The organism is Janthinobacterium sp. CG_23.4, from assembly GCF_029892305.1.
Lineage (GTDB): Bacteria > Pseudomonadota > Gammaproteobacteria > Burkholderiales > Burkholderiaceae_D > Janthinobacterium > Janthinobacterium lividum_D.
Window position 1 is genome coordinate 2,134,414 of the sequence record NZ_JARXUX010000001.1, and the last position, 20,351, is coordinate 2,154,764.

Annotated in this window: 14 protein-coding genes; 11 read left to right on the top strand and 3 right to left on the bottom strand. The window is 61.8% G+C overall.

The window, feature by feature from the left end; genetic code table 11:
* Positions 1-140 precede the first annotated feature (140 nt).
* From hmpA to H4V96_RS09710, 3 genes are all read left to right on the top strand, one after another.
* Entirely contained in the window at positions 141-1,322 is a 1,182-nt protein-coding gene (gene hmpA, locus H4V96_RS09700) for an NO-inducible flavohemoprotein (RefSeq protein ID WP_196855405.1), read from the top strand.
* 128 nt (positions 1,323-1,450) lie between these two features.
* A complete protein-coding gene (locus H4V96_RS09705) occupies positions 1,451-1,759 on the top strand; it encodes a DUF485 domain-containing protein (protein WP_010397770.1) in 309 nt (102 codons plus the stop codon).
* Positions 1,756-3,441, top strand: a complete 1,686-nt coding sequence (locus H4V96_RS09710) for a cation acetate symporter (protein WP_010397772.1) — start codon at positions 1,756-1,758, stop codon at positions 3,439-3,441. Before H4V96_RS09705 ends, H4V96_RS09710 begins: the two co-directional genes overlap by 4 nt.
* A 95-nt stretch (positions 3,442-3,536) precedes the next feature.
* Here the strand turns inward: H4V96_RS09710 and H4V96_RS09715 are convergent, their stop codons facing one another.
* Positions 3,537-3,992: an Rrf2 family transcriptional regulator gene (locus H4V96_RS09715; protein ID WP_010397774.1), complete on the bottom strand. Its 456-nt coding sequence runs from the start codon at positions 3,990-3,992 to the stop codon at positions 3,537-3,539.
* A gap of 472 nt (positions 3,993-4,464) precedes the next feature.
* On the opposite strand from H4V96_RS09715, the gene ppc reads away from it, so the two are divergent.
* The 6 genes from ppc to H4V96_RS09745 all read left to right on the top strand — a co-directional run bounded on the left by ppc (position 4,465) and on the right by H4V96_RS09745 (position 15,150).
* Entirely contained in the window at positions 4,465-7,230 is a 2,766-nt protein-coding gene (ppc, locus tag H4V96_RS09720) for a phosphoenolpyruvate carboxylase (protein ID WP_196855404.1), read from the top strand.
* A gap of 109 nt (positions 7,231-7,339) precedes the next feature.
* Positions 7,340-8,350: a type I glyceraldehyde-3-phosphate dehydrogenase gene (gap, locus tag H4V96_RS09725; RefSeq protein ID WP_196855403.1), complete on the top strand. Its 1,011-nt coding sequence runs from the start codon at positions 7,340-7,342 to the stop codon at positions 8,348-8,350.
* A gap of 87 nt (positions 8,351-8,437) precedes the next feature.
* On the top strand, positions 8,438-9,898 hold the full coding sequence (gene pyk / locus H4V96_RS09730; RefSeq protein WP_196855402.1) for a pyruvate kinase: 1,461 nt from the start codon (positions 8,438-8,440) through the stop codon (positions 9,896-9,898).
* 228 nt (positions 9,899-10,126) lie between these two features.
* Positions 10,127-10,288: a hypothetical protein gene (locus H4V96_RS09735; protein ID WP_196855401.1), complete on the top strand. Its 162-nt coding sequence runs from the start codon at positions 10,127-10,129 to the stop codon at positions 10,286-10,288.
* 139 nt (positions 10,289-10,427) lie between these two features.
* Positions 10,428-14,141: a PAS domain S-box protein gene (locus tag H4V96_RS09740; RefSeq protein WP_196855400.1), complete on the top strand. Its 3,714-nt coding sequence runs from the start codon at positions 10,428-10,430 to the stop codon at positions 14,139-14,141.
* A 13-nt stretch (positions 14,142-14,154) separates the two neighbouring features.
* Positions 14,155-15,150 (top strand): HD domain-containing phosphohydrolase, encoded by a 996-nt coding sequence (locus H4V96_RS09745; protein WP_196855399.1) that lies wholly within the window; start codon positions 14,155-14,157, stop codon positions 15,148-15,150.
* 15 nt (positions 15,151-15,165) lie between these two features.
* Here the strand turns inward: H4V96_RS09745 and H4V96_RS09750 are convergent, their stop codons facing one another.
* Entirely contained in the window at positions 15,166-17,031 is a 1,866-nt protein-coding gene (locus H4V96_RS09750; protein ID WP_280720892.1) for an alpha/beta fold hydrolase, read from the bottom strand.
* Between the two features lie 28 nt (positions 17,032-17,059).
* The gene (locus H4V96_RS09755; RefSeq protein WP_070347392.1) at positions 17,060-17,836 is read right to left on the bottom strand and encodes a DUF481 domain-containing protein; all 777 of its coding nucleotides are present in this window, start codon (positions 17,834-17,836) and stop codon (positions 17,060-17,062) included.
* A 454-nt stretch (positions 17,837-18,290) separates the two neighbouring features.
* On the opposite strand from H4V96_RS09755, the gene H4V96_RS09760 reads away from it, so the two are divergent.
* Together H4V96_RS09760 and H4V96_RS09765 are read left to right on the top strand one after the other, a co-directional pair.
* Positions 18,291-18,977 carry a winged helix-turn-helix domain-containing protein gene (locus H4V96_RS09760; protein ID WP_070347401.1) on the top strand — a complete coding sequence of 229 codons (687 nt, stop codon included), beginning with the start codon at positions 18,291-18,293 and terminating at the stop codon, positions 18,975-18,977.
* Positions 18,970-20,334, top strand: a complete 1,365-nt coding sequence (locus H4V96_RS09765; RefSeq protein ID WP_196855397.1) for a HAMP domain-containing sensor histidine kinase — start codon at positions 18,970-18,972, stop codon at positions 20,332-20,334. Before H4V96_RS09760 ends, H4V96_RS09765 begins: the two co-directional genes overlap by 8 nt.
* The last annotated feature ends 17 nt before the right edge of the window (positions 20,335-20,351 follow it).

Genomic DNA, 20,351 nt, shown 5'->3' on the forward strand with positions numbered 1-20,351 from the left:
AGGTCTCTAGCGCGAGACGCATGCTCAGACCCCGGTTGCTGAAACGCCGGCCCGCTCCCCGCCTTCCTTGCTTACTTTGCTTACTTTGCTTACTTTAGCTAACGCTAGCTTAGCTATACCTATACCCACAGGAGTTTTACATGCTGACCCAAGCACAACGCGCCATTATCAAGGCCACCGTCCCGATTCTCGAACAGGGCGGTGAAGCGCTGACGCGCCACTTTTACAAGAATCTGTTTCGCGACCATCCCGAAGTGCTGCCGTACTTTAACCAGGCGCACCAGCATAGCGGCGACCAGCAGCGCGCGCTGGCCAATGGCGTGCTGATGTATGCCAAACATATCGACCAGCTTGCCGCGCTCGGCGATCTGGTGGCTACCATAGTCAACAAGCACGTGGCCCTGCAAATCCGCGCCGAGCATTATCGGCTGGTGGGCGCCAGCCTCTTGCAAGCCATCCGCGAGGTGCTGGGCGCCGAGGTGGCCAGCGACGCCGTCATCGATGCCTGGGGCGCGGCGTATGGCCAGTTGGCGGACATCCTGGCCGGTGAAGAAGGGCGCATTTACAAGGCGCAGGCCGCCGCACCGGGCGGCTGGAGCGGCGCGCGTGACTTCATCGTGCAGAGCAAAAATGTGGAAAGCGAGGAGATCACTTCCTTCCTGCTGGCGCCCGCCGATGGCCAGTGCGTGCTCGACTTTGCGCCCGGTCAGTATATTGGTGTGCTGGTTACTGTCGATGGCGTGGCCATGCGTCGCCAATACTCGCTCTCTGCCGCCAGTAATGGTCGCACGTACCGTATCAGCATCAAGCGCGAGCACGGTGGCAAGGTGTCCAATTTCTTCCACGCGCACGTGCAGGTCGGCGCGACCGTGCAACTGACGCCGCCTGCGGGCAACTTCGTGCTGATAGAGAGCGACAAGCCGCTGGTGCTGATCAGCGGCGGCGTGGGCATCACCCCGACCCTGCCGATGCTGACGGCGGCCCTGCGCGGCAAGCGTGCCGTGCATTTCATTCACGCGGCGCGCAAGCAGGGCGTGCATGCGTTCCGCGCGCAGATCGACGAACTGGCCGCGCAGTACCCGCAACTGCAGCGCTATTACTGCTATGCGGAACATGGCGGCGAGCCAGAAGCGCCCGATGCGCTTGGCTTGCTCGATAAAGAGCTGCTCGATCACTGGCTGCCCGCCTCGCGCGACGTCGATGTCTACTACCTCGGCCCGCAGCCCTTTATGCGCGCTGTTAAACAATACCTGCGCGAGTTGGGCGTGCCGGAACAGCAGACACACCATGAATTCTTCGGCCCCGCAGCCGCGCTGAACTGACCTTGCCAGCCCTGTGTTGCTCCTGTGAGAAAAAACCGCTGCCGTAAGGGGCGGGTAAGCCTCGCGCGGTATTGTGAACCTAAGCTCAACACTAAAAGAGCAGATTTTTACATAACGGAGGCAACACCATGCAAGACGATTTGGTACAAAAAATCAAGGGCGATCCCAATTATCATCAATTGGTCAAAGTGCGTTCGCGCTTCGGCTGGGCGCTGACGGGTCTGATGATGCTGGCCTACTATGGCTACATTTTGCTGATCGCCTTCAACAAGGAATTTCTCGCCACTAAAACGGGCACTGGTGTGATGACCTGGGGCATGCCGATAGGCCTGTTCGTCATCGTGTTTACCGTGGTTATTACCGGCATTTATGTGCGCCGGGCCAACAAGCAATTCGACGACCTGACCAGCGCCATCCAGGCACGGGTGCAAGCATGAATCGCCGCCCATTGACGCAACGCACATTCGCCTGCCTGGCAGCCTTGATCTCGCTGGCGGGCGTCAGCGGCAGCGTGCTGGCGGCCGGCGCCGACCTCGGCCAGGCAGTCAAGCAGCCCACCAACTGGACGGCGATCATCATGTTCGCCGCCTTCGTCATCTTCACCCTGTTCGTTACCAAGTGGGCGGCAGCGAAGACCAAGTCAGCCTCCGATTTCTATACGGCCGGTGGCGGCATCACCGGCTTCCAGAATGGCCTGGCCATCGCAGGCGACTATATGTCGGCCGCTTCCTTCCTCGGTATTTCCGCCGCCGTTTTCTTGAACGGCTACGATGGCTTGATCTATGCCATTGGTTTTCTGGTCGGCTGGCCCATCATTACTTTCCTGATGGCCGAGCGCCTGCGTAACCTGGGCCGCTACACCTTTGCCGACGTCGCCGCCTACCGCTTCAAGCAGGCGCCGATCCGCATTTTCTCGGCTTCCGGCACTCTCGTCGTGGTGGCCTTTTACCTGATCGCGCAGATGGTCGGCGCGGGTCAGTTGATCAAACTGCTGTTCGGCCTCGAATATTGGATCGCCGTCGTCCTGGTGGGGACATTGATGATGATCTACGTGTTGTTTGGTGGCATGACGGCGACTACCTGGGTGCAGATCATCAAGGCTGTGATGCTGCTCGGCGGTGCTACCTTCATGGCCGTCGCCGTGTTGGCGCAATTTAATTTCAGCCCGGAAGCGCTGTTTGCCAAGGCGGTCGACGTGCATGCCGCCAAGGAAGCCATCATGGGCCCCGGTTCCTTCATCAAGGACCCGATCTCGGCCATCTCGTTTGGCATGGCGCTGATGTTCGGTACGGCTGGCCTGCCGCACATCCTGATGCGTTTCTTCACGGTGCCTAGCGCCAAGGAAGCGCGTAAATCCGTGTTTTGGGCCACTACCTGGATCGCCTACTTCTACATTTTGACCTTCATCATCGGCTTTGGTGCCATCGTGCTGGTGAGCACCAATCCCGAGTTCAAGGATGCTGCCGGTAAGTTGTTAGGTGGTAATAACATGGCGGCCGTGCATCTGGCCAAGGCTGTCGGCGGTAATGTGTTCCTTGGCTTCATGTCGGCGGTCGCGTTTGCCACCATCCTGGCCGTCGTGGCGGGCTTGACACTGTCGGGCGCGTCGGCCGTGTCGCACGATCTGTATGCCACCGTCATCAAGAAGGGCAAGGCTACTGGCGCGAATGAATTGAAAGTGTCGCGCGTGACCACGATCGTGCTCGGTATTGTCGCCGTGGTGTTGGGTATTGCCTTCGAGAAGCAAAACATCGCTTTCATGGTGTCGCTGGCCTTCGCCATCGCCGCCTCGGCCAACTTCCCCGTGCTGTTCATGTCAGTGTTGTGGAAAGACTGCACCACGCGCGGCGCCACCATCGGCGGCTTCCTGGGCTTGATCACGGCGGTAGCGCTGACGATCGTGTCGAAGTCCGTGTGGGTCGACGTGCTCGGCCATCCGGCAGCGCTGTTCCCGTACGCTTCGCCGGCGCTGTTCTCGATGACGGCAGGCTTTGTCGGCATCTGGCTGTTCTCGGTGCTCGACAAGAGCCCGCGTGCGCGCATCGACCGTGCCGGTTACGAAGCGCAGCAAATGCGTTCCGAGACGGGCATCGGCGCTGCAGGTGCCAGCGCGCATTGATGCATTAATGCATTAGCTGTTTGCTGAACAAAACAATGCCCGGCTTGCCGGGCATTGTTGTTTTAGCGCACCGTCCAAGGTGCCTCGCTGCGTGCTTACTTTGCCAGGTGCAGGGGAATCACGCCCGCCGCTGCCGCTGGCACATTGCCTGCGGGTTCGAGGATGGCTGCCAGGGTGACCGTGTCGAGCACGGCCAGGAAGGCGCTCGTGGCTTGGCCCAGCTTGGCTTTCAGCAGGCAATCTGGCGTGAGTGGGCAGGTATTGTTTTCCTGGTTAAAACATTCCGCCATGAAAAAATCGTTTTCCGTCTCGCGCACCAGCATGCCGATATTGATCTGGGCCGGGTCGCGCGCCAGACGCAGGCCGCCATTCCTCCCACGCACCGTTTCGACGATGCCTGACAGGCCCAGTTGGTGCACCACCTTCATCAAGTGATTTTTTGAAATGCTATGCAAGTCGGCGATGTCCTGGATGGTCACCAGCCGGTCGCGGTGCACGCCCAGGTACATCAGGGTGCGCAGGGTATAGTCGGTATAGGCAGTCAGTCGCATGGGAGAAGAGAGTAAAGCACCCGGCAAGCCTGCAGCGCTTGAAGCTTGATGCCTTGGCAGCCTGCGATGCTCACCATGCATTGGCACAGCTTTGCTACTCGGCCTCAAGGCATTGCGCGCGCCACGGTTTGTCCGGTGGGTGAAAGATGTGGATGACATCCTTGTTTCAGCCGCCAGCATACAGGACAGTGCCTCTATATGTGACTTGCGCCGTCACTTTTCATCCTGGAAAGACAAAAGTTAATTGCCTTTCGTCTAAATGCGTAGTAAATTTTCATATTGTCACCCTGGCAAACACCGTGCGAGCCCTTCGCGGCTCATTGATTATGGATTTTATTGATGAAAATCAAGAGGATGGTGAGATGGTGAAGTAAATTTACTACAAAATGAATGATGGGCGTTTCCCTGGCCGGGAAACGCGTACGACGCAATCTGTGCGGTGCCGCCGTGTCCGCCCCAGGAAATGAATACCATGCCAATGAATGAAGTGAAAGACGAGCTGTTGAGCAGCGATATCCGTCAGCTGGGCCGTCTGCTGGGCGACGCCATCCGCAACCACTTGGGCGAGACCGCCTTTGAGCGCATCGAGCATGTGCGCCAGCTGGCGATCCGTTTTCGTCGCGATAATGATGCAGCGGCGCGTGCGCAGCTGTCGGACGCGCTGCAAGCGCTGTCGCAGGAAGAAACCACGCAATTGACGCGCGCTTTCAGCTATTTTTCGCTACTGGCCAATATTGCAGAAGACCAACATCACATCCGGCGCACGCGCGCCCATTTGATCGCCGGTTCGCCGCCGCGCCAGGGTAGCCTTAGTCATGCCGTCGGCAATGTGTTTGACGCCGGCAAGGCCGATGCGCTGGCAGCGTTCTTTGAAGATGCCTTCGTCAGCCCCGTCTTCACGGCACATCCGACGGAAGTGCAGCGCAAGAGCATCCAGAATTGCCAGATGGCCATCGCGCGCCTGTTAAGCGAGCGCGACCGCGTGCAAATGACGCCGGAAGAGGCCGAGCAAAACGAAGAAGCGCTGGGCCGCGGCATCGTTACCCTGTGGCAGACGCGCCTGTTGCGCACGAGCAAACTGTCCGTCATGGATGAAGTGGCCAATGGCCTGTCGTTCTATGACCACACCATCTTGCGCGAACTGCCAAAATTGTATTCCTCGTTGGAAACCATGCTGGCCCAGCGCGATGCCCGCTGGGAAGATGCAGAATTACCCAATTTCATGAAGGTTGGCAGCTGGATAGGCGGTGACCGCGACGGCAACCCTTTCGTCACGGCAGACATCTTGCGTAGCACCCTGCAAACGCAGGCCGACAAGGTGCTCGATTTCTACCTCGGTGAATTGCGCAAACTCGCGTCGCAACTGTCGCTGGCGCAAATACTCAATGCCTGCAGCGAGCCGCTGCGCGCGCTGGCCGAACGCTCGACCGATGCCTCGCCGCACCGCGTCGACGAGCCGTACCGCCGCGCCCTGCACGGCATCCATGCGCGCCTGGATGCGACGCGCAGCGTGTTCTCCAGCAAGGGCGAGCATGCGGGCAAGCAAGCCGACGAGGTGCAGCCCTACGCTGGTGCAGGCCAGTTGCTGGCCGACCTGGACGTGGTTCGTGATTCGCTGGTCGCCAATGGCTTGCGCGCGCTGGCCCAGGGCCGGCTGCGCCAGCTGCGCCGCGCCGTCAAGGTCTTCGGCTTTTCGCTCGCGCCGCTCGATTTGCGCCAGAATGCCGATGTGCACGAGCGTGTCGTGGGCGAACTGTTTGCGGGAGCGCAGCCGGGCCTCGTGTATCTGGATCTCGATGAAGAGCAGCGCATCGCCGTGCTGCTCGCCGAGCTGGAGTCGCCACGCTTGCTGACGTCGCCGTATGCGCAATATTCGGCAGAAACCACGTCTGAACTCGACATTTTCCGCGCCGTGCGCGAAGCTCACATCAAATATGGCAAGGAATCGGTGCCTAACTGCATCATTTCCAAGGCCGCCAGCGTGTCGGACTTGCTGGAAGTGGCGCTGCTGCTGAAAGAAGTGGGCTTGCTGCGCCAGGATAGCCGCACAGTCGATGTCAACATCATCCCCCTGTTCGAAACCATCGCCGACTTGCGCGCCGGTCCCGCCATCATGGCGCACGCCTTTGGCTTGCCGTTTTACCGGGGCTTGCTGGCGTCGCGCGCTAACCAGCAGGAAGTCATGCTCGGTTACTCGGACAGCAACAAGGACGGCGGCTTCCTCACGTCCGGTTGGGAACTCTACAAGGCCGAGATCGAGCTGGTGTCGGTTTTCAAGCAACACCAGGTCAAGCTGCGATTGTTCCACGGGCGCGGCGGTTCCGTGGGGCGCGGCGGCGGCCCCAGCTATGAAGCCATCTTGGCTCAGCCGGCCGGCGCCGTGCAGGGGCAAATCCGCTTGACGGAGCAGGGCGAAGTCATCACGGCCAAGTATGCGAATCCGGAAGTGGGGCGGCGCAACCTGGAAGTGCTGGTAGCGGCCACCATCCAGTCGACTCTGCTGCCGCAGGCGCAGCTGCAAGCGAAGGCGTCGGCCAGCGCGGGACACCTGGCCGCGATGGAAGAGCTGTCCGGCACGGCCCTGAACGCTTACCGTGAGCTGGTCTACGGCACGGATGGCTTTGAACAGTACTTCTGGGAGTCGACGGTGATTGCGGAAATTGCCGCGCTCAATATCGGCAGCCGTCCCGCCTCGCGCAAGAAATCCACGTCCATCGAGGATTTGCGCGCCATCCCCTGGGTCTTGAGCTGGGCCCAATGCCGTTTGATGCTGCCGGGCTGGTTTGGTTTCGGTTCCGCCGTGCAAGCCTACCTGGCCGCCCATCCGGCGGACGGCGCGGACGTGTTGCGCGGCATGTACACGGATTGGCCCTTCTTTACCTCGCTGCTGTCGAACATGGATATGGTCCTGGCCAAGAGTGACATCGCCATCGCCGGCCAATATGCAGAACTGGTCAAGGACAAGGCCTTGCGCGAGGCTATTTTCACGCGCATCCGCGCCGAATATGCGGCCACCCTCGATGCCTTGAAACTGATTACGGGCCAGCAAGAGTTGCAGCAAGCGAACCCGCTGATGCAGCGCTCGATACGCAACCGTTTCCCGTATATCGACCCGCTCAATCACGTGCAACTGGAGTTGTTGAAGCGTTTTCGCGAAGGCAAGCAAGATGCGGCGGCCCGCACGGGCATTCATTTGTCGATCAACGGTATTGCGGCGGGTTTAAGAAATAGTGGTTGATTAAGGCAAACCCAAGAGCGAGGGCTGGGGTCGTACCCTCAGGGTACGACCCCGGTATTTGCCAGTGGGTTGGCTTTCCGAACTCATTAGAAAACAATAAGGAGACAGCATGAGCATCAAAGTTGCCATCAATGGCTATGGCCGCATCGGCCGCAATGTCTTGCGCGCTTTGTATGAAGGCGGCAAGCAGCACGATATCGAGATCGTCGCCATCAACGACCTCGGCGATGCCAAGTCGAATGCGCATTTGACGCGTTACGACACGGTGCACGGCAAGTTTCCGGCCGTCGTCACCATCGACGGCGACAACATGATCGTCAATGGCGACCGCATCCGCGTCTTCGCGCAGCGCGACCCGGCCCTGATACCTTGGGGCGAACTGGGCGTTGACGTGGTGCTCGAGTGCACGGGCTTCTTCACCAGCAAGGAAAAAGCCTCGGCCCACCTGAAGGCGGGCGCAAAGAAAGTCATCATTTCCGCGCCCGGTGGCAAGGATGTGGACGCCACCATCGTATTCGGCGTCAACGAGCATGTATTGAAAGCCACCGATACCGTCATTTCCAACGCTTCGTGCACCACGAACTGCCTGGCGCCACTGGTCAAGCCGCTCAATGACGCCATCGGCATCGAATCGGGCCTGATGACCACGGTGCACGCGTACACGAATGACCAGGTGCTGTCCGATGTGATGCATGAAGACTTGCGCCGCGCCCGTTCGGCCACGCATTCGATGATACCCACCAAGACGGGCGCGGCCGCTGCCGTGGGCCTGGTCTTGCCGGAACTGAATGGCAAACTCGACGGTTTTGCCGTACGCGTGCCGACGATTAATGTCTCGCTGGTCGACCTGTCCTTCATCGCCAAGCGCGACACCACGGTCGAGGAAGTCAATGCACTGCTCAAAGCGGCGTCCGAGGGCGCGCTGAAAGGCATTTTGACGTACCAGACGGAGCCGCTCGTTTCCATCGATTTCAACCACAACCCGGCCTCGTCGAACTTCGATGCGACCCTGACCAAGGTCTCGGGTCGTCTCGTGAAAGTGTCGTCGTGGTACGACAACGAGTGGGGTTTCTCGAACCGCATGCTCGATACCACGGTCGCCCTGATGGCGGCCAAGTAACAAAAAGCCAGCGCTGATCGAGCGCCCCGGAATGGCCGGCCTACCAGGCTGGCCCTAGTCGCAACTTATTATAGAAAGCAGCACATTATGACTCTGCAAGTACAGCAACGCGCCACCAAGATCGTTGCCACCATTGGCCCCGCTTCGAACGATATCGCCACCCTGGTGCGCATGTTCAAGGCCGGCGTCGACGTCGTGCGCCTGAACTTCTCGCATGGCAAGGCGCAAGACCATATCGACCGCGCCCGCATGGTGCGCGAAGCGGCGGCCCTGTGCGGCCGCGAAGTGGCCATCATGGCCGACTTGCAAGGCCCGAAGATTCGCGTCGGCAAGTTTGAAGAAGGCAAGATTTTCCTGGAAAACGGCGCTTCCTTCATCCTCGACGCAAAATGGGGCGAAAACGGCGAACTGGGCAACCTCGAGCGCTGCGGCCTCGACTACAAGGAATTGCCGCGCGACCTGCGCGCCGCCGACGTTTTGTTGCTCAACGATGGCCTCATCGTTTTGACGGTCGACAAGGTCGTCGGCAGCGAAATTCACACGACAGTGAAAATCGGCGGCGAATTATCCAATAACAAGGGCATCAACCGCCAGGGAGGCGGCCTGTCGGCGCCGGCCTTGACGGCGAAAGACATGGAAGACGTGAAAACGGCGATGAGTTTCCAGGCCGATTACGTGGCCGTGTCCTTCCCGAAAAACGCCACCGACATGGTGATGGCACGCCAGTTGGCCAATATTGCCGGCGAAGCGTGGGACCACAAGCCGATGATGATCGCCAAGATCGAGCGCGCCGAAGCCATTCCTGCGCTGCAAGAGATTCTCGACGCCTCCGACGGCATCATGGTGGCGCGTGGCGACCTGGCCGTGGAAGTGGGCAATGCGGCCGTGCCGGCCTTGCAAAAACGCATGATCAAGATGGCGCGCGCGTCAAATAAATTGGCGATCACGGCCACACAGATGATGGAATCGATGATCGTCAACGCCGTGCCGACCCGCGCCGAAGTGTCGGATGTGGCCAACGCCGTGCTCGATGGCACGGATGCTGTCATGACGTCGGCGGAAACGGCCTCGGGCCGCTACCCGATCGAAACGGTGGAAGCGATGGCCGCCATCTGCCTGGATGCGGAAAAGTGGGATACTTGCAAGCTGGACGCCGATTTCCTCAACGCCACGTTCTCGCGCATCGACCAGTCGATCGCCTACGGCGCCCTGTTTACGGCTCACCACTTGCGCGTGAAGGCGATTGCCACCTTGACGGAGTCGGGTTCCACGGCCCTGTGGATGAGCCGCTGCAACATCGACATTCCCATCGTCGCCCTGACCCCGAGCGTGGGCACGCGCCGCAAGCTGGCGCTGTACCGCAACGTCAGCACCTTGGAACTGACGTCCGGCACGGACCGCGACAAGGTCTTGCAGCAGGCGGAAGACTTGCTGCTGGAACATCAAGTCGTGGCCCAGGGCGACACCGTGGTGCTGACCTGGGGCGAGCCTATGGGCAAGGTCGGCGGCACGAATGCCCTGAAAATCATGAAGATCGGCCAGCACTGATCGATGCGCGGGTGGCGTGCGCGCTACCGTGCGCCACGCCGGGCATCGCGGGGATCGCGACCGCCGGTGGGAAATGCAATCCGAACGACGCCATCGTCGCTCATGCCGTGCCGATGCGCAGGCTGATGGGCGATGGCGGCCAAGCTGTCGCCGGCACGCTGGCAGCAAACGCTTGAGCGGCCCCTTGTCGCGTGGCAGCCGCAATAGCTGTCATTGATGATAACTGCATTGCTGAAGTACTATGAAACTGTCGGCAAAGTAACTATACTCAAGATGCTTTTAAAAATCATCGTCACGCTGGCGGCAAGCTATGCGCGCCAGGGTTTGTACGCATTCCGTTTTTTCTCCCTGAAAGAGCACCTTTTTTCCGCGCTGCAGGCGCTGGCGTGATGACCGAGCCTCGCCTTGGGCGATAGTTGTCGTTGTCATTGTCGCTGTGTTAGTTCTTTGGAAAAATTCCAATCAGCGGCGCGCGGTGCGCTGCCATGTTTTGCGACCTTGGGCTTTACTCTCTTAATATTTCGATAGTATGCTGAGTTCCATCTTTGCCTTCTCGACCGATACCGTGCCGTCTGTTTATGGCACGCATGATGCCGGGCTGGTGCTATTTTCGATCGGCATCGCCATCTTTGCCTCGTTCATGGCCCTGCAGATCGCCGGCATGGCGCGCAGCAGCGAACGGGGCTTCCAGCGCCAGACGGCCATCATCACGGGCGCCATCGCATTGGGTGTCGGCATCTGGGCTATGCACTTCATCGGCATGCTGGCCTTCGATATTTGCACGCGCGTTTCCTTCGACCCCAGCCTGACCCTGCTGTCCATGCTGCCAGGCGTGGCCGCCTCGTGGGTAGCGCTGCACTTGCTGGCGCGCCCGGGCATCAGCCGGCGCCAGCTGGCGGTGAGCGGCGTGCTCGTTGGGCTCGGTATCGGTTCCATGCATTACAGCGGCATGGCCGCCATGCAAACCTCGCTGACCCTGCTTTATGAACCTTGGCTGTTTGCCCTGTCGCTGCTGGTGGCTATCGTCATGGCCATGCTGGCGCTGTGGATACGCTTCGGCCTGAGCGCCTTGTGCCAGCGCCTGAGCCCGTTAGCGGCGCTGCTGTCGAGCAGCGTGGTGATGGGGCTGGCAATTTCCGGCATGCATTACACGGGCATGCTGGCAGCGCGCTTTTCCGGCATTCCCACGGCGGGCGACAACACCATTACCGTGCAGGCCTCGTTCATGGCCCTGGCGGTGGCTCTGATCAGCGTCACCCTGACGGTCTTCGTGGCGGCCGCGAACGGCTTGCTGCGCTACCGCCAGCTGCTTCGTCACGCCAGTGTCAGCGAGTCGCGCCTGCGCGCCATCGTCGATACCGCGGCCGACGGCTTGATCACCATTGACGGTCAGGGCAAGGTGCGCTCTTTCAATCCTGCTGCGGAAAGCCTGTTTGGCTGGCGCGAGGCGCAGATCGTGGGGCGTGACGCAAGCGTGTTGCTGCAAACGGCCGACGCTGTCCAGTACCAAGCTTATCTGCGCGACTACCTGGCAACGGGTTCATCGCGCATCCTCGACAGCGGAGGCGAAGTCGATGGCCGCCACAAGAGTGGCGCGGTGTTGCCCATGCGCGTGGCGATCGGCAAGATCGACACGCCGGGGCAGCTGCTCTTCGTCGCTTTCGTCACCGACATGCGCTCTTCGCGCAGCATGGAGCAGGCGCTCAAGGATAGCGAGCGCCAGTATCGCTCTTTGATACGTAATATTCCCGGCGTATCCTTCCACTGCAGCTATGCGCCCGAATGGAAGATGATTTTCATCAGCGATGCCGTGTTTAACCTGACAGGCTGGATGCCGCAGGACTTCATGGATGGGAAAGTGAGGATAATTGACCTCGTGCATCCGGACGACCGCCAGCGTGTCAACGATACCTGCGTGCAGGCGGCCGGCGAACGGCGCGACTTCGAAAACGTCTACCGCATGATACACCGCGACGGGCGCGAGCGCTGGGTGCGTGAAAGCAGCGGCCCGGTGCTCGATAACGACGGCGTGGTAGGCTGGATCGACGGCGTCATCCTCGACATCACGGACAGCAAATTGCGCAACGCCGAATATGAGGGCAAGGTGACGGCCATCTCGCGTGCAATGGCCGTTATCGAGTTCGACCTGCAGGGCCGCATCCTGGCAGTCAACCAGAACTTCCTCGACTTGCTCGGCTACCAGCTCGACGACGTGCTGGGCCTGCACCACAGCATCTTCTGCGAAGCGGGCTATGTGACTTCGCCAGATTATGGCGTCTTCTGGCAGCAGTTGGCGAATGGCCAATTCAATACGGGCGAGTACAAGCGCATCGACAAGCATGGGCGGGAAGTGTGGATACAGGCGTCCTACAATCCTATCCTCAACACCGATGGCAAGCCGTTCAAGGTGGTCAAGCTGGCCACCGACGTCAGCGAGCGGCGCGCCATGCAGGAAAGCCTGCGCGCGGAGAAAGAGCGCGCCGAGCTGGCGGCCGAATCGAAGACCAGCTTCCTGGCCAACATGAGCCATGAAATCCGCACGCCGATGAACGCCATCATCGGCTTTACGGAAGTGCTGCTGGGCACCGCCCTGGACAGCCTGCAGCGCCGCCATCTGGGCACGGTGGGCCAGTCCGCGCGATCCCTGCTCGAACTGCTCAACGACATCCTCGACACGGCCAAGCTGGAAAAAGGCGCCACCGAGCTGGAACTGGTGGACTTTTCGTTGCCGGACTTAGTCGAGCACGTGGCGGCCTCCCTGCGCATCACGGCGCATGCGCGTGGGCTGTTGCTGCAGGTGGATGTCGATCCGGGCATGCGCCAGTTCTTCCTGGGCGACGCGCGCCGGGTGCAGCAGGTGCTGACCAATTTGATCGGCAATGCCGTCAAGTTCACTGAGGTGGGCCATGTGCGCGTGGCCGTCGGCATGCAGGACGGTCAGGTGCATATTGCCGTGCACGACACGGGCATCGGCATCCCCGCCGACCGTCTGGATAAGATCTTCGCCCCCTTTACGCAAGCCGATTCTTCCATGAGCCGTCGCTTTGGCGGCACGGGCCTGGGCACCACGATTTCGCTGCAACTGGTCGAACTGATGCAAGGCAGCATCACGGTGGAGAGCACGCTGGGCGTGGGCAGTGTGTTTCACGTGCTGCTGCCGTTGGCGCCGGGCAAGGCCATGTTGCGTCGCACCGAGCAGCCCGTGGTGGCCTTGCCGCCGCTGCGCATCCTGGCGGCCGACGACGTGCCGCAAAACGTGGAGCTGCTCCTGATCAGCCTGGGCGCGGCCGGTCACCAGGTGATCGCCGCCAGCGATGGCGAGAGCGCCGTGCGCGAGTTTAGCAAAGGTAGCTTCGACATCGTCCTGATGGACGTGCAAATGCCGCGGATCGATGGCCTGGAAGCGACGCGCCTGATCCGTGTGTACGAGCGCGAACAGGGCTTGAAGCCGACGCCCATCATCGCCCTGACGGCCAGCGTGCTGGAACAGGACCGGCGCGCCGCGCAGGCGGCGGGCATGAATGGTTTCGCCTCGAAACCGCTGGAAATGCACAAGCTGACGGCAGAAATCGCCCGCCTGCTCGATCTTGCCGTGGCCATGCCGCCGCCGCCATTGCTGGGTGCGGTGGAGCGTACTGCCACCGGCCAGGTGGATTGGCCGCGCGGTAGCGCCCTGTGGGGCGGCCACGAAGCGTTGCAGCGGGCCATTACGCGCTTCGTGCAGGCCAATGGCGACTGCGCTGCCATGCTGGCCACGGAACTGGAACGTGGCGATGGCAGCGTGGCCGGCCATTTGCTGCACCGTATCAAGGGCGCAGCGGGCAACTTGTGCCTGGTGCACATCGACAGCCTGCTGGGACGCATCGAGCAGGCGATTGCGCGCCAGTTACCGGTCGGCCAATTGCTGGTGCAATTGGCGGCCGCCTTTATGGCGCTGGGCGGCGAACTGGAGTCGGGCGGCGAGGCCCGGCCGGCGCCGGCGCACGCAGCACTCGCCAGCGCACCCCTCGATGCATGCGCCGCAGGGGCCTTGCTGCGGCAAGCCATCGCCAGCCTCGAAGGCGGGCAGCTGGACGACGCCTTGATGGCGCAGGTCGCCGTCATGCTGGCGCCGCACGGCCAGCAGCAGCGCCTGCACCTTTTGGCCTGCGCCATCGACGACTTCGAATTTGCGCGCGCCACAGGCGTGCTGCGCCAGCTGCTGGCGTGGCTGGAAGCGCCAGTGCCTGCCGACCTTTCCTGATATGGGGCTAGACATGACCTTACATAAAGACAAACCGATCCTGCTGCTGGTCGATGATGAGGCGACGAATCTGCAGGTGCTGCGGCAGATCTTGCAGGACGATTACCTGCTGCTGTACGCCAAGGACGGCGCCAAGGCGCTGGAACTGGCGCAGAAGAACCCCGTCGAACTGATCCTGCTCGACATTATGATGCCCGCCATGACTGGCTACGAAGTGTGCCGCCAGCTCAAGGCCATGCCCCTCACCGCGGCCATTCCCGTCATTTTCGTCACCGCCCTGTGCGACGTGAAGGACGAGGCGGACGGTTTTGATGCCGGCGCCGTCGACTACATCATCAAGCCCGTCAGTCCATCCATCGTGCGTGCCCGCGTGCGCACGCATTTGTCGCTGGTCGATGCCGAGCAATTGCGCCGCTCGCGCCTGCAAGTGATCCAGACCCTGGGTATGGCGGCCGAGTACAAGGATAACGAGACGGGCATGCACGTCATCCGCATGAGCTATTACGCGCGCCAGTTGGCGCTGGCGGCCGGCTACAGTGCGGCCAGGGCGGAAGATTTGCTCAACGCGGCGCCCATGCACGACGTCGGCAAGATCGGCATCCCCGACGCCATCCTGCAAAAACCGGGCAAGCTCGATGCGCACGAATGGAATATCATGCGCCGCCATGCGGAAATCGGTGCGGCCATCATCGGCGAGCATGCGGGCGGTCTGTTGAAAATTGCGCGCAGCATCGCCCTCACGCACCACGAAAAATGGGATGGCAGCGGCTATCCGCAAGGCTTGAAAGGCGCGGAAATCCCGCACGAAGGGCGCATCGTCGCCATCGCCGACGTCTTCGACGCGCTCACCAGTGAACGCCCGTACAAGCCCGCCTGGACGGTGGTGGACGCCATCGCCACCATGCAGCGCGACAGCGGTGCGCACTTCGATCCTGACTTGCTGGTGCTGTTCGTGGAACACTTGCCGGCCATGCTGGAGATCAAGGAAAAGTGGCGCGAGCCGGCGTAGGACGACGGCACTGGCCTAATCAGGCAACCGCAAAATGCGCCGTATCTCCAGGATCGCTTGCGGGCTTTCCTGCACGCTGTGCCAGGACGGGATGACTTTTTCCGACAGCGCGCCGTCGAGGTGGGCGCTGGCGTAGGGCACCACGCCGTCGCTCGATGCCGCCAGCGGCAGGCCCGGCGTGTCGTTGCCCATGATGGAGTAGTAGCGCACTTTCGGGCTAATGGGCAGGTCGGCTATCAGGCGCACGAACGGATCTTTGTCGCTGAGGTTATCGATGCTGTTGGGAATATGCAGCGCTTCGCTGCTGCCCGTGTCGAGCTGCGCCAGGCTGGCGGCGGCGTCCGACAGCTGATCGAGCATGTTGAAAGGGAGCGTCACGAGGTTGGCGATCCAGCGCGCCACCCTGTGGTTGGCGAACGCAGTGCCGCGGTGCGGCGCGGCGATGAAGATGGCGCGATTGACCTGCGCCATGGGCGTGAAATTGAGGTAGGGCGCCAGGCCGGCGCGTACTTTTTCCGCCTTTTCGCCCTCTAAATTGTATTCTTGCGTGATGGCGTCAAGCACGCTGTTGCTGGCGTCGGAGACCATCAGTCGCGCCAGCACGCCGCCCATGCTGTGGCCAATCAAGACCATGTCGTTTGCCGCATCGGCCTTGGCCGCAGGGTCGAACTGCGCCAAAGTCGTTTGCAGGGCCTGGCGGATGGCGACGTTGTTGGCGGCCAGCGGCGCGTTGCTCGGGTAGTACACTTGCCAGATCTGGTAGCGGCGGCGCAGCTGTTCGTCGCCCATCAGTTCATTTGCCACATTGATCCACGCTTCCGGGCTGCTGGCCAGGCCGTGCAGCATGACGATGGTGCGCTTGTTCGGGTCGTAGGGCTGCATCAGGTGCACCTGCGGGCGCGAAATGCCGTCGGCGCGGCCGAACAGGGTGCGCAGCGCCTGCACGCCGAAGCCGGAACGGGCCAGCCACAGGCCATAGCCGGCCGTGAAGTTGGCCGCCACGGGCAAGTCCTGGCCCGCCATGCGCGTCGATTCGTTGCGCGTCGGGTCGACCAGCATCACCATCAACTGCTGCGTGGCCAGCACTTCTTGCAAGCTGTTGCCGTCGAAGCGGATCAGCGCCGTAACGACGGGGTAGCGGGTCTCCTGGTACGGCACATGGCCGCCTGTCGACTCGCGCGGCTTGGGCATGACGGCGACCAGGTCGGCGCCGAAGCCGTCGCGCCGGTATATATTGCGCAGGCCGGAAAACGACAGCGAAGTCGCTGGCAGCAGTTCCTCGGGCAGCGTGCCGTCTTCGGGCAGGCGCAGGGCCGACAGCTCGCTGTCGATCTGCCAGCCGGCGAGGCCGATCACATGACCGTCGGGACGATACTGGCCACGGTGGTGGAACAGATTGCCGACCGCTTTCTGCACGGCGTAGTTATAGTAGTCGCGGATTTGCGTCTGCCGTTCCTCGAAGGCGCGCTGGCCCGGCGTGCGCGCCGTGTAAAACAGGTAGGCATAGGCGTAGCGGGCCGATTCGAGCCAGGCGGCCAGCACTTTGGCGCTGGCATGGCCGCCTTGCTGCTCTTCTGCCAGCGCGCTTTCGAGCCATAATTCGGAGAGTGTGGCCAGGCGCTGCTCGTCGCTGAGCAAATCGGAGCGGGCCAGGTCGGCGCGGCAGCTGCCCGTATTGGCGACGCAGGCGGCGCTGTCGCTGCCGATGATGCGCAGCACTTCGCTGGCTGAGGCGCTGAGCTTACCCGTGGTGAGGATGTCGCCGCGCCGTTGCTGCAGGTAGTCGGACGGCGAGATCGCGCTGACGGTGACGGCAGCGCAGCCGCTCAGTAGCGCCGCAGCGCAGAGCAGGGCGCAGGCGCGCACAGGCCGCATCAGCATCAGCAAGTTGAGGTGAAATGAGGGCGCGTTAGAACGAGTAGACCAGGGTCAGCGACGTTTGCGTATCCGTGTTCTTCTTGTCGTCCGGTACGCGCGTGTCGTTGCGGGCGCTGAAGGCGGCCTTCATTTGCATGGTGCCGTTGATCTTGGTGCTCAGGGCAGTTTCGGCGATGGAGTGGGTGTTTGAGGTGCCCCGTTCGACGCTGATCGTCTGCGTAAATATCGCCGACTGGCTGATTTTCCACTTCATGGAGGCCGCGCCGCGCACCGTCAGGCCGTGCTCCGATTCGCCCGCGTCGTTGGTGCCGCTGAAATAGCCAGGACCGACTTCCACGTCGACGCTTTTGTCGTTCGACTGGTACCAGCGCGAGCCATGACCGACGGCCAGGGTCGAGTACTTGGTGTAGGCGCCGAACTTGTCGTTCACGTGCGAGGCCAGCACAAACAGTTTTTCATGGTTGGACATCAGCTTGTAGGCGGCCTTGGCGGAGGCGGAAAAGCGTTCTGCCGAGCGCTCGCGCACTTTTTCCCCGTGCTCGTTCGTCGTTTCATCTTCCTTGAAGTAGCCGCTGAAGATGTACTGGTTGCTCCAGTCGTCGAGCTCCTGGCGCGCGTCGATCTTGCCCGTGATGGAGGTGCCGACCGTATTGCCCGAGGTGGTGATGGCGCCTAGTTCGGCGGAGGTGCTCCAGCTGCCGATGGGAATTTCATCGAATAGCATGCTTAGCTTGGAGTCTGCGGCGGCGGCGCTGCCGCAAGTAATGGTCGTGGCCAGCGCCAGTGCGAGAGAGTGGGTCGATTTCATGGCAGTATTCGTCTGTGGCACGCGCCAGGCGCACCTGCTGTGTGAGTGGCAGTGGTATCGATGCAGGCCGCGGCAAGCCGGGAGGCGCCGATAAGAGCTGCGCACATGCGCGCGGGCGCGGCCAAACATTCTAGAGCGCATATTGTACCCGACCCTGTCATCGTTCGCCGCACGCGCCGGTGTGCACGAATTATGTTGCAATAGTAGCAGTAATTGAAGAATAAAATATGTGGAGCAGGAGCATGAACACGCCATGCCATGCCAGCTTGTCGCTGTGGCCTGCCATTGCCGAAGCGCAACTGCCCGATTGTCAGGCTGCGCGGAAAGTAGCACTAGCCTGCATGCGCGCTGACGCCACGGGAGTGCGACAAGTCTGGCAAGTGGCGCTTGTCTGGCGTATGCTGCGGCTATTCTCTGCGGCTATTCTCTGCCCGATCTCTACAAGGAATCTCCCGTGCGTTGCCTGGTCATTGAAGACGAAGCCGAAACTTCTCGTTACATTTGTGCCGGCCTGCGCGAGGCGGGCCACGACGTCACCGCCTGCGACAATGGCATCGACGGCATGCGCCTGGCCTGCGGCGAAGATTGGGATGCGCTGGTGCTCGACCGCCTGCTGCCCGGCGAGATTGATGGCTTGGCCATTGTTGCCCGCCTGCGCGGCATGGGCTGCAATACGCCCGTGCTGGTGCTGTCGGCTCTGTCCAGCGTCGACGAGCGCGTGCGCGGCCTGCGCAGCGGCGGCGACGATTATCTGTCGAAACCGTTCGCCATCGCCGAACTGCTGGCCCGCATCGAGGCGCTGCTGCGGCGCGCCGCGCCCGTTCCCGAATCGACGCAACTGCAAGTGGCTGACCTGGTGCTCGACATGCGCACCATGCGCGTGACGCGCGCCAACCGGCAAATCGCCCTGCAGCCGCGTGAATTTCGCCTGCTGGAATACCTGATGCGCCATCAAGGCCAGTCCGTCACGCGTGCCATGCTGCTCGAAGCCGTATGGGATTACCATTTCGACCCGCAGACGAACGTCATCGATGTGCAGGTGAGTCGCTTGCGCACCAAGGTGGACAAGGAGTTTTCCCCGCCGCTGATCCATACGGTGCGCGGCGTCGGCTACACCCTGGGCGTGCTCGATAGTGCTTGACTGGCACCGCTCCATTGCGGCCCGCCTGGCGCTTGGCTATGGCGTGCTGGTGGTCGTCTCGATCAGCATCGTTTGCGCCGTATTCTATTTCGGCACCATCGGCGTGCTTGACCGCAGCGTGGACCGTAAGCTGACCGTGCTCTCGGAGCGCCTCGCGGCGCTGTACCAGCAAGGTGGCAGCAGCCGCACGACGGCGGAAATTGCCCATCTGCTGACCGACCGTACCGATAGCGACACGGAGATATTCTTGCTGGTCGACGCCGATGGCCGCCGCGTGGCGGGCAATCTGTCTTCCTGGCCCGACGCTGCCAGTCCGGTGGGGCGCTTGCTGCACCACGACGTCACGCGCGAAGGGCGCAGGGGGCCCGCGCGCATGTTGGTCCGTGAACTGGCCGGTGGCGCGCGCCTGTTTGTCGGACGCGACATGGAAGAGGGCAAGTCTATCCGCACGCTGGTACTGCGCTCGCTGGCCTATGGCGGCGCGGTGGCCATCTTGCTGGTGGTGGCGGGTGCCTGGCTGTTTCGCCGCCAGCTCGAGGCGCGCATCGGTCAAATCCGTCGCACTGCCGGGGAAATCGAGGCGGGCGACCTGAGCAGGCGCATCCCCGTCGCCAGTGAGGATGAATTCGGCTTGCTGAGCCGCGATATCAACCGCATGCTTGACCGCATCGAACACTTGATGGAAGGCGTGCGTCACGTATCGAACGCTATTGCGCATGACTTGCGCACGCCGCTGGCGCGCATCCGCAACAAGCTCGACGGCGCCTTGCGCCAGCAGCAGAGCGTGGCCGGCTACGAAAGTGCAGCGCAGGCGGCTATCGACGATATCGACGACCTGACGCGCGTGTTCGACAAGCTGCTGCAGATCGCGGCGGCCGAATCGGGCATGCGTCCCGAGAATTTCGATGACATTGACCTGTATCAGATCGGCGCTGACATCGTGGAAATGTACGAAGCCACCGCCGACGAGCAGGGCGTGCTGCTGGTGCAGATGTTTGGCGACAGCGTGCCGGCGCGCGGCGATCGCAATCTGCTGGGCAGCGCGCTGGCCAGCCTGGTCGACAATGCCATCAAGTATGCGGGACCGGGTGCCACGGTGGAAGTGTCGGCCGGCAGCGATGAAGAGGGCAGTTGGTTGGCTGTGCGCGACAACGGCCCCGGCGTGCCGAGCGAAGAATTGGCGAAGCTGACGCAGCGTTTTTACCGCCTCGACAAGAGCCGCCACTTGCCCGGCAATGGCCTCGGTCTATCCATCGTGGCCGCTATCGCCGCCTTGCATGGGGGCAGCCTCGATATCGAGGATGCGGCGCCGGGCTTGCGCCTGCGTTTCAGGCTGGTCGATTTTGTTGTTCGCTAAGCCAGCCTTGCTGTCCG

Coding starts and splice junctions, on each gene's coding strand:
- H4V96_RS09755 (WP_070347392.1), bottom strand. CDS start 17,836: ATGAAATCGACCCACTCTCTCGCACTGGCGCTGGCCACGACCATTACT.
- ppc (WP_196855404.1), top strand. CDS start 4,465: ATGCCAATGAATGAAGTGAAAGACGAGCTGTTGAGCAGCGATATCCGT.
- H4V96_RS09715 (WP_010397774.1), bottom strand. CDS start 3,992: ATGCGACTGACTGCCTATACCGACTATACCCTGCGCACCCTGATGTAC.
- H4V96_RS09740 (WP_196855400.1), top strand. CDS start 10,428: ATGCTGAGTTCCATCTTTGCCTTCTCGACCGATACCGTGCCGTCTGTT.
- H4V96_RS09745 (WP_196855399.1), top strand. CDS start 14,155: ATGACCTTACATAAAGACAAACCGATCCTGCTGCTGGTCGATGATGAG.
- pyk (WP_196855402.1), top strand. CDS start 8,438: ATGACTCTGCAAGTACAGCAACGCGCCACCAAGATCGTTGCCACCATT.
- gap (WP_196855403.1), top strand. CDS start 7,340: ATGAGCATCAAAGTTGCCATCAATGGCTATGGCCGCATCGGCCGCAAT.
- hmpA (WP_196855405.1), top strand. CDS start 141: ATGCTGACCCAAGCACAACGCGCCATTATCAAGGCCACCGTCCCGATT.
- H4V96_RS09750 (WP_280720892.1), bottom strand. CDS start 17,031: ATGCTGATGCGGCCTGTGCGCGCCTGCGCCCTGCTCTGCGCTGCGGCG.
- H4V96_RS09710 (WP_010397772.1), top strand. CDS start 1,756: ATGAATCGCCGCCCATTGACGCAACGCACATTCGCCTGCCTGGCAGCC.
- H4V96_RS09705 (WP_010397770.1), top strand. CDS start 1,451: ATGCAAGACGATTTGGTACAAAAAATCAAGGGCGATCCCAATTATCAT.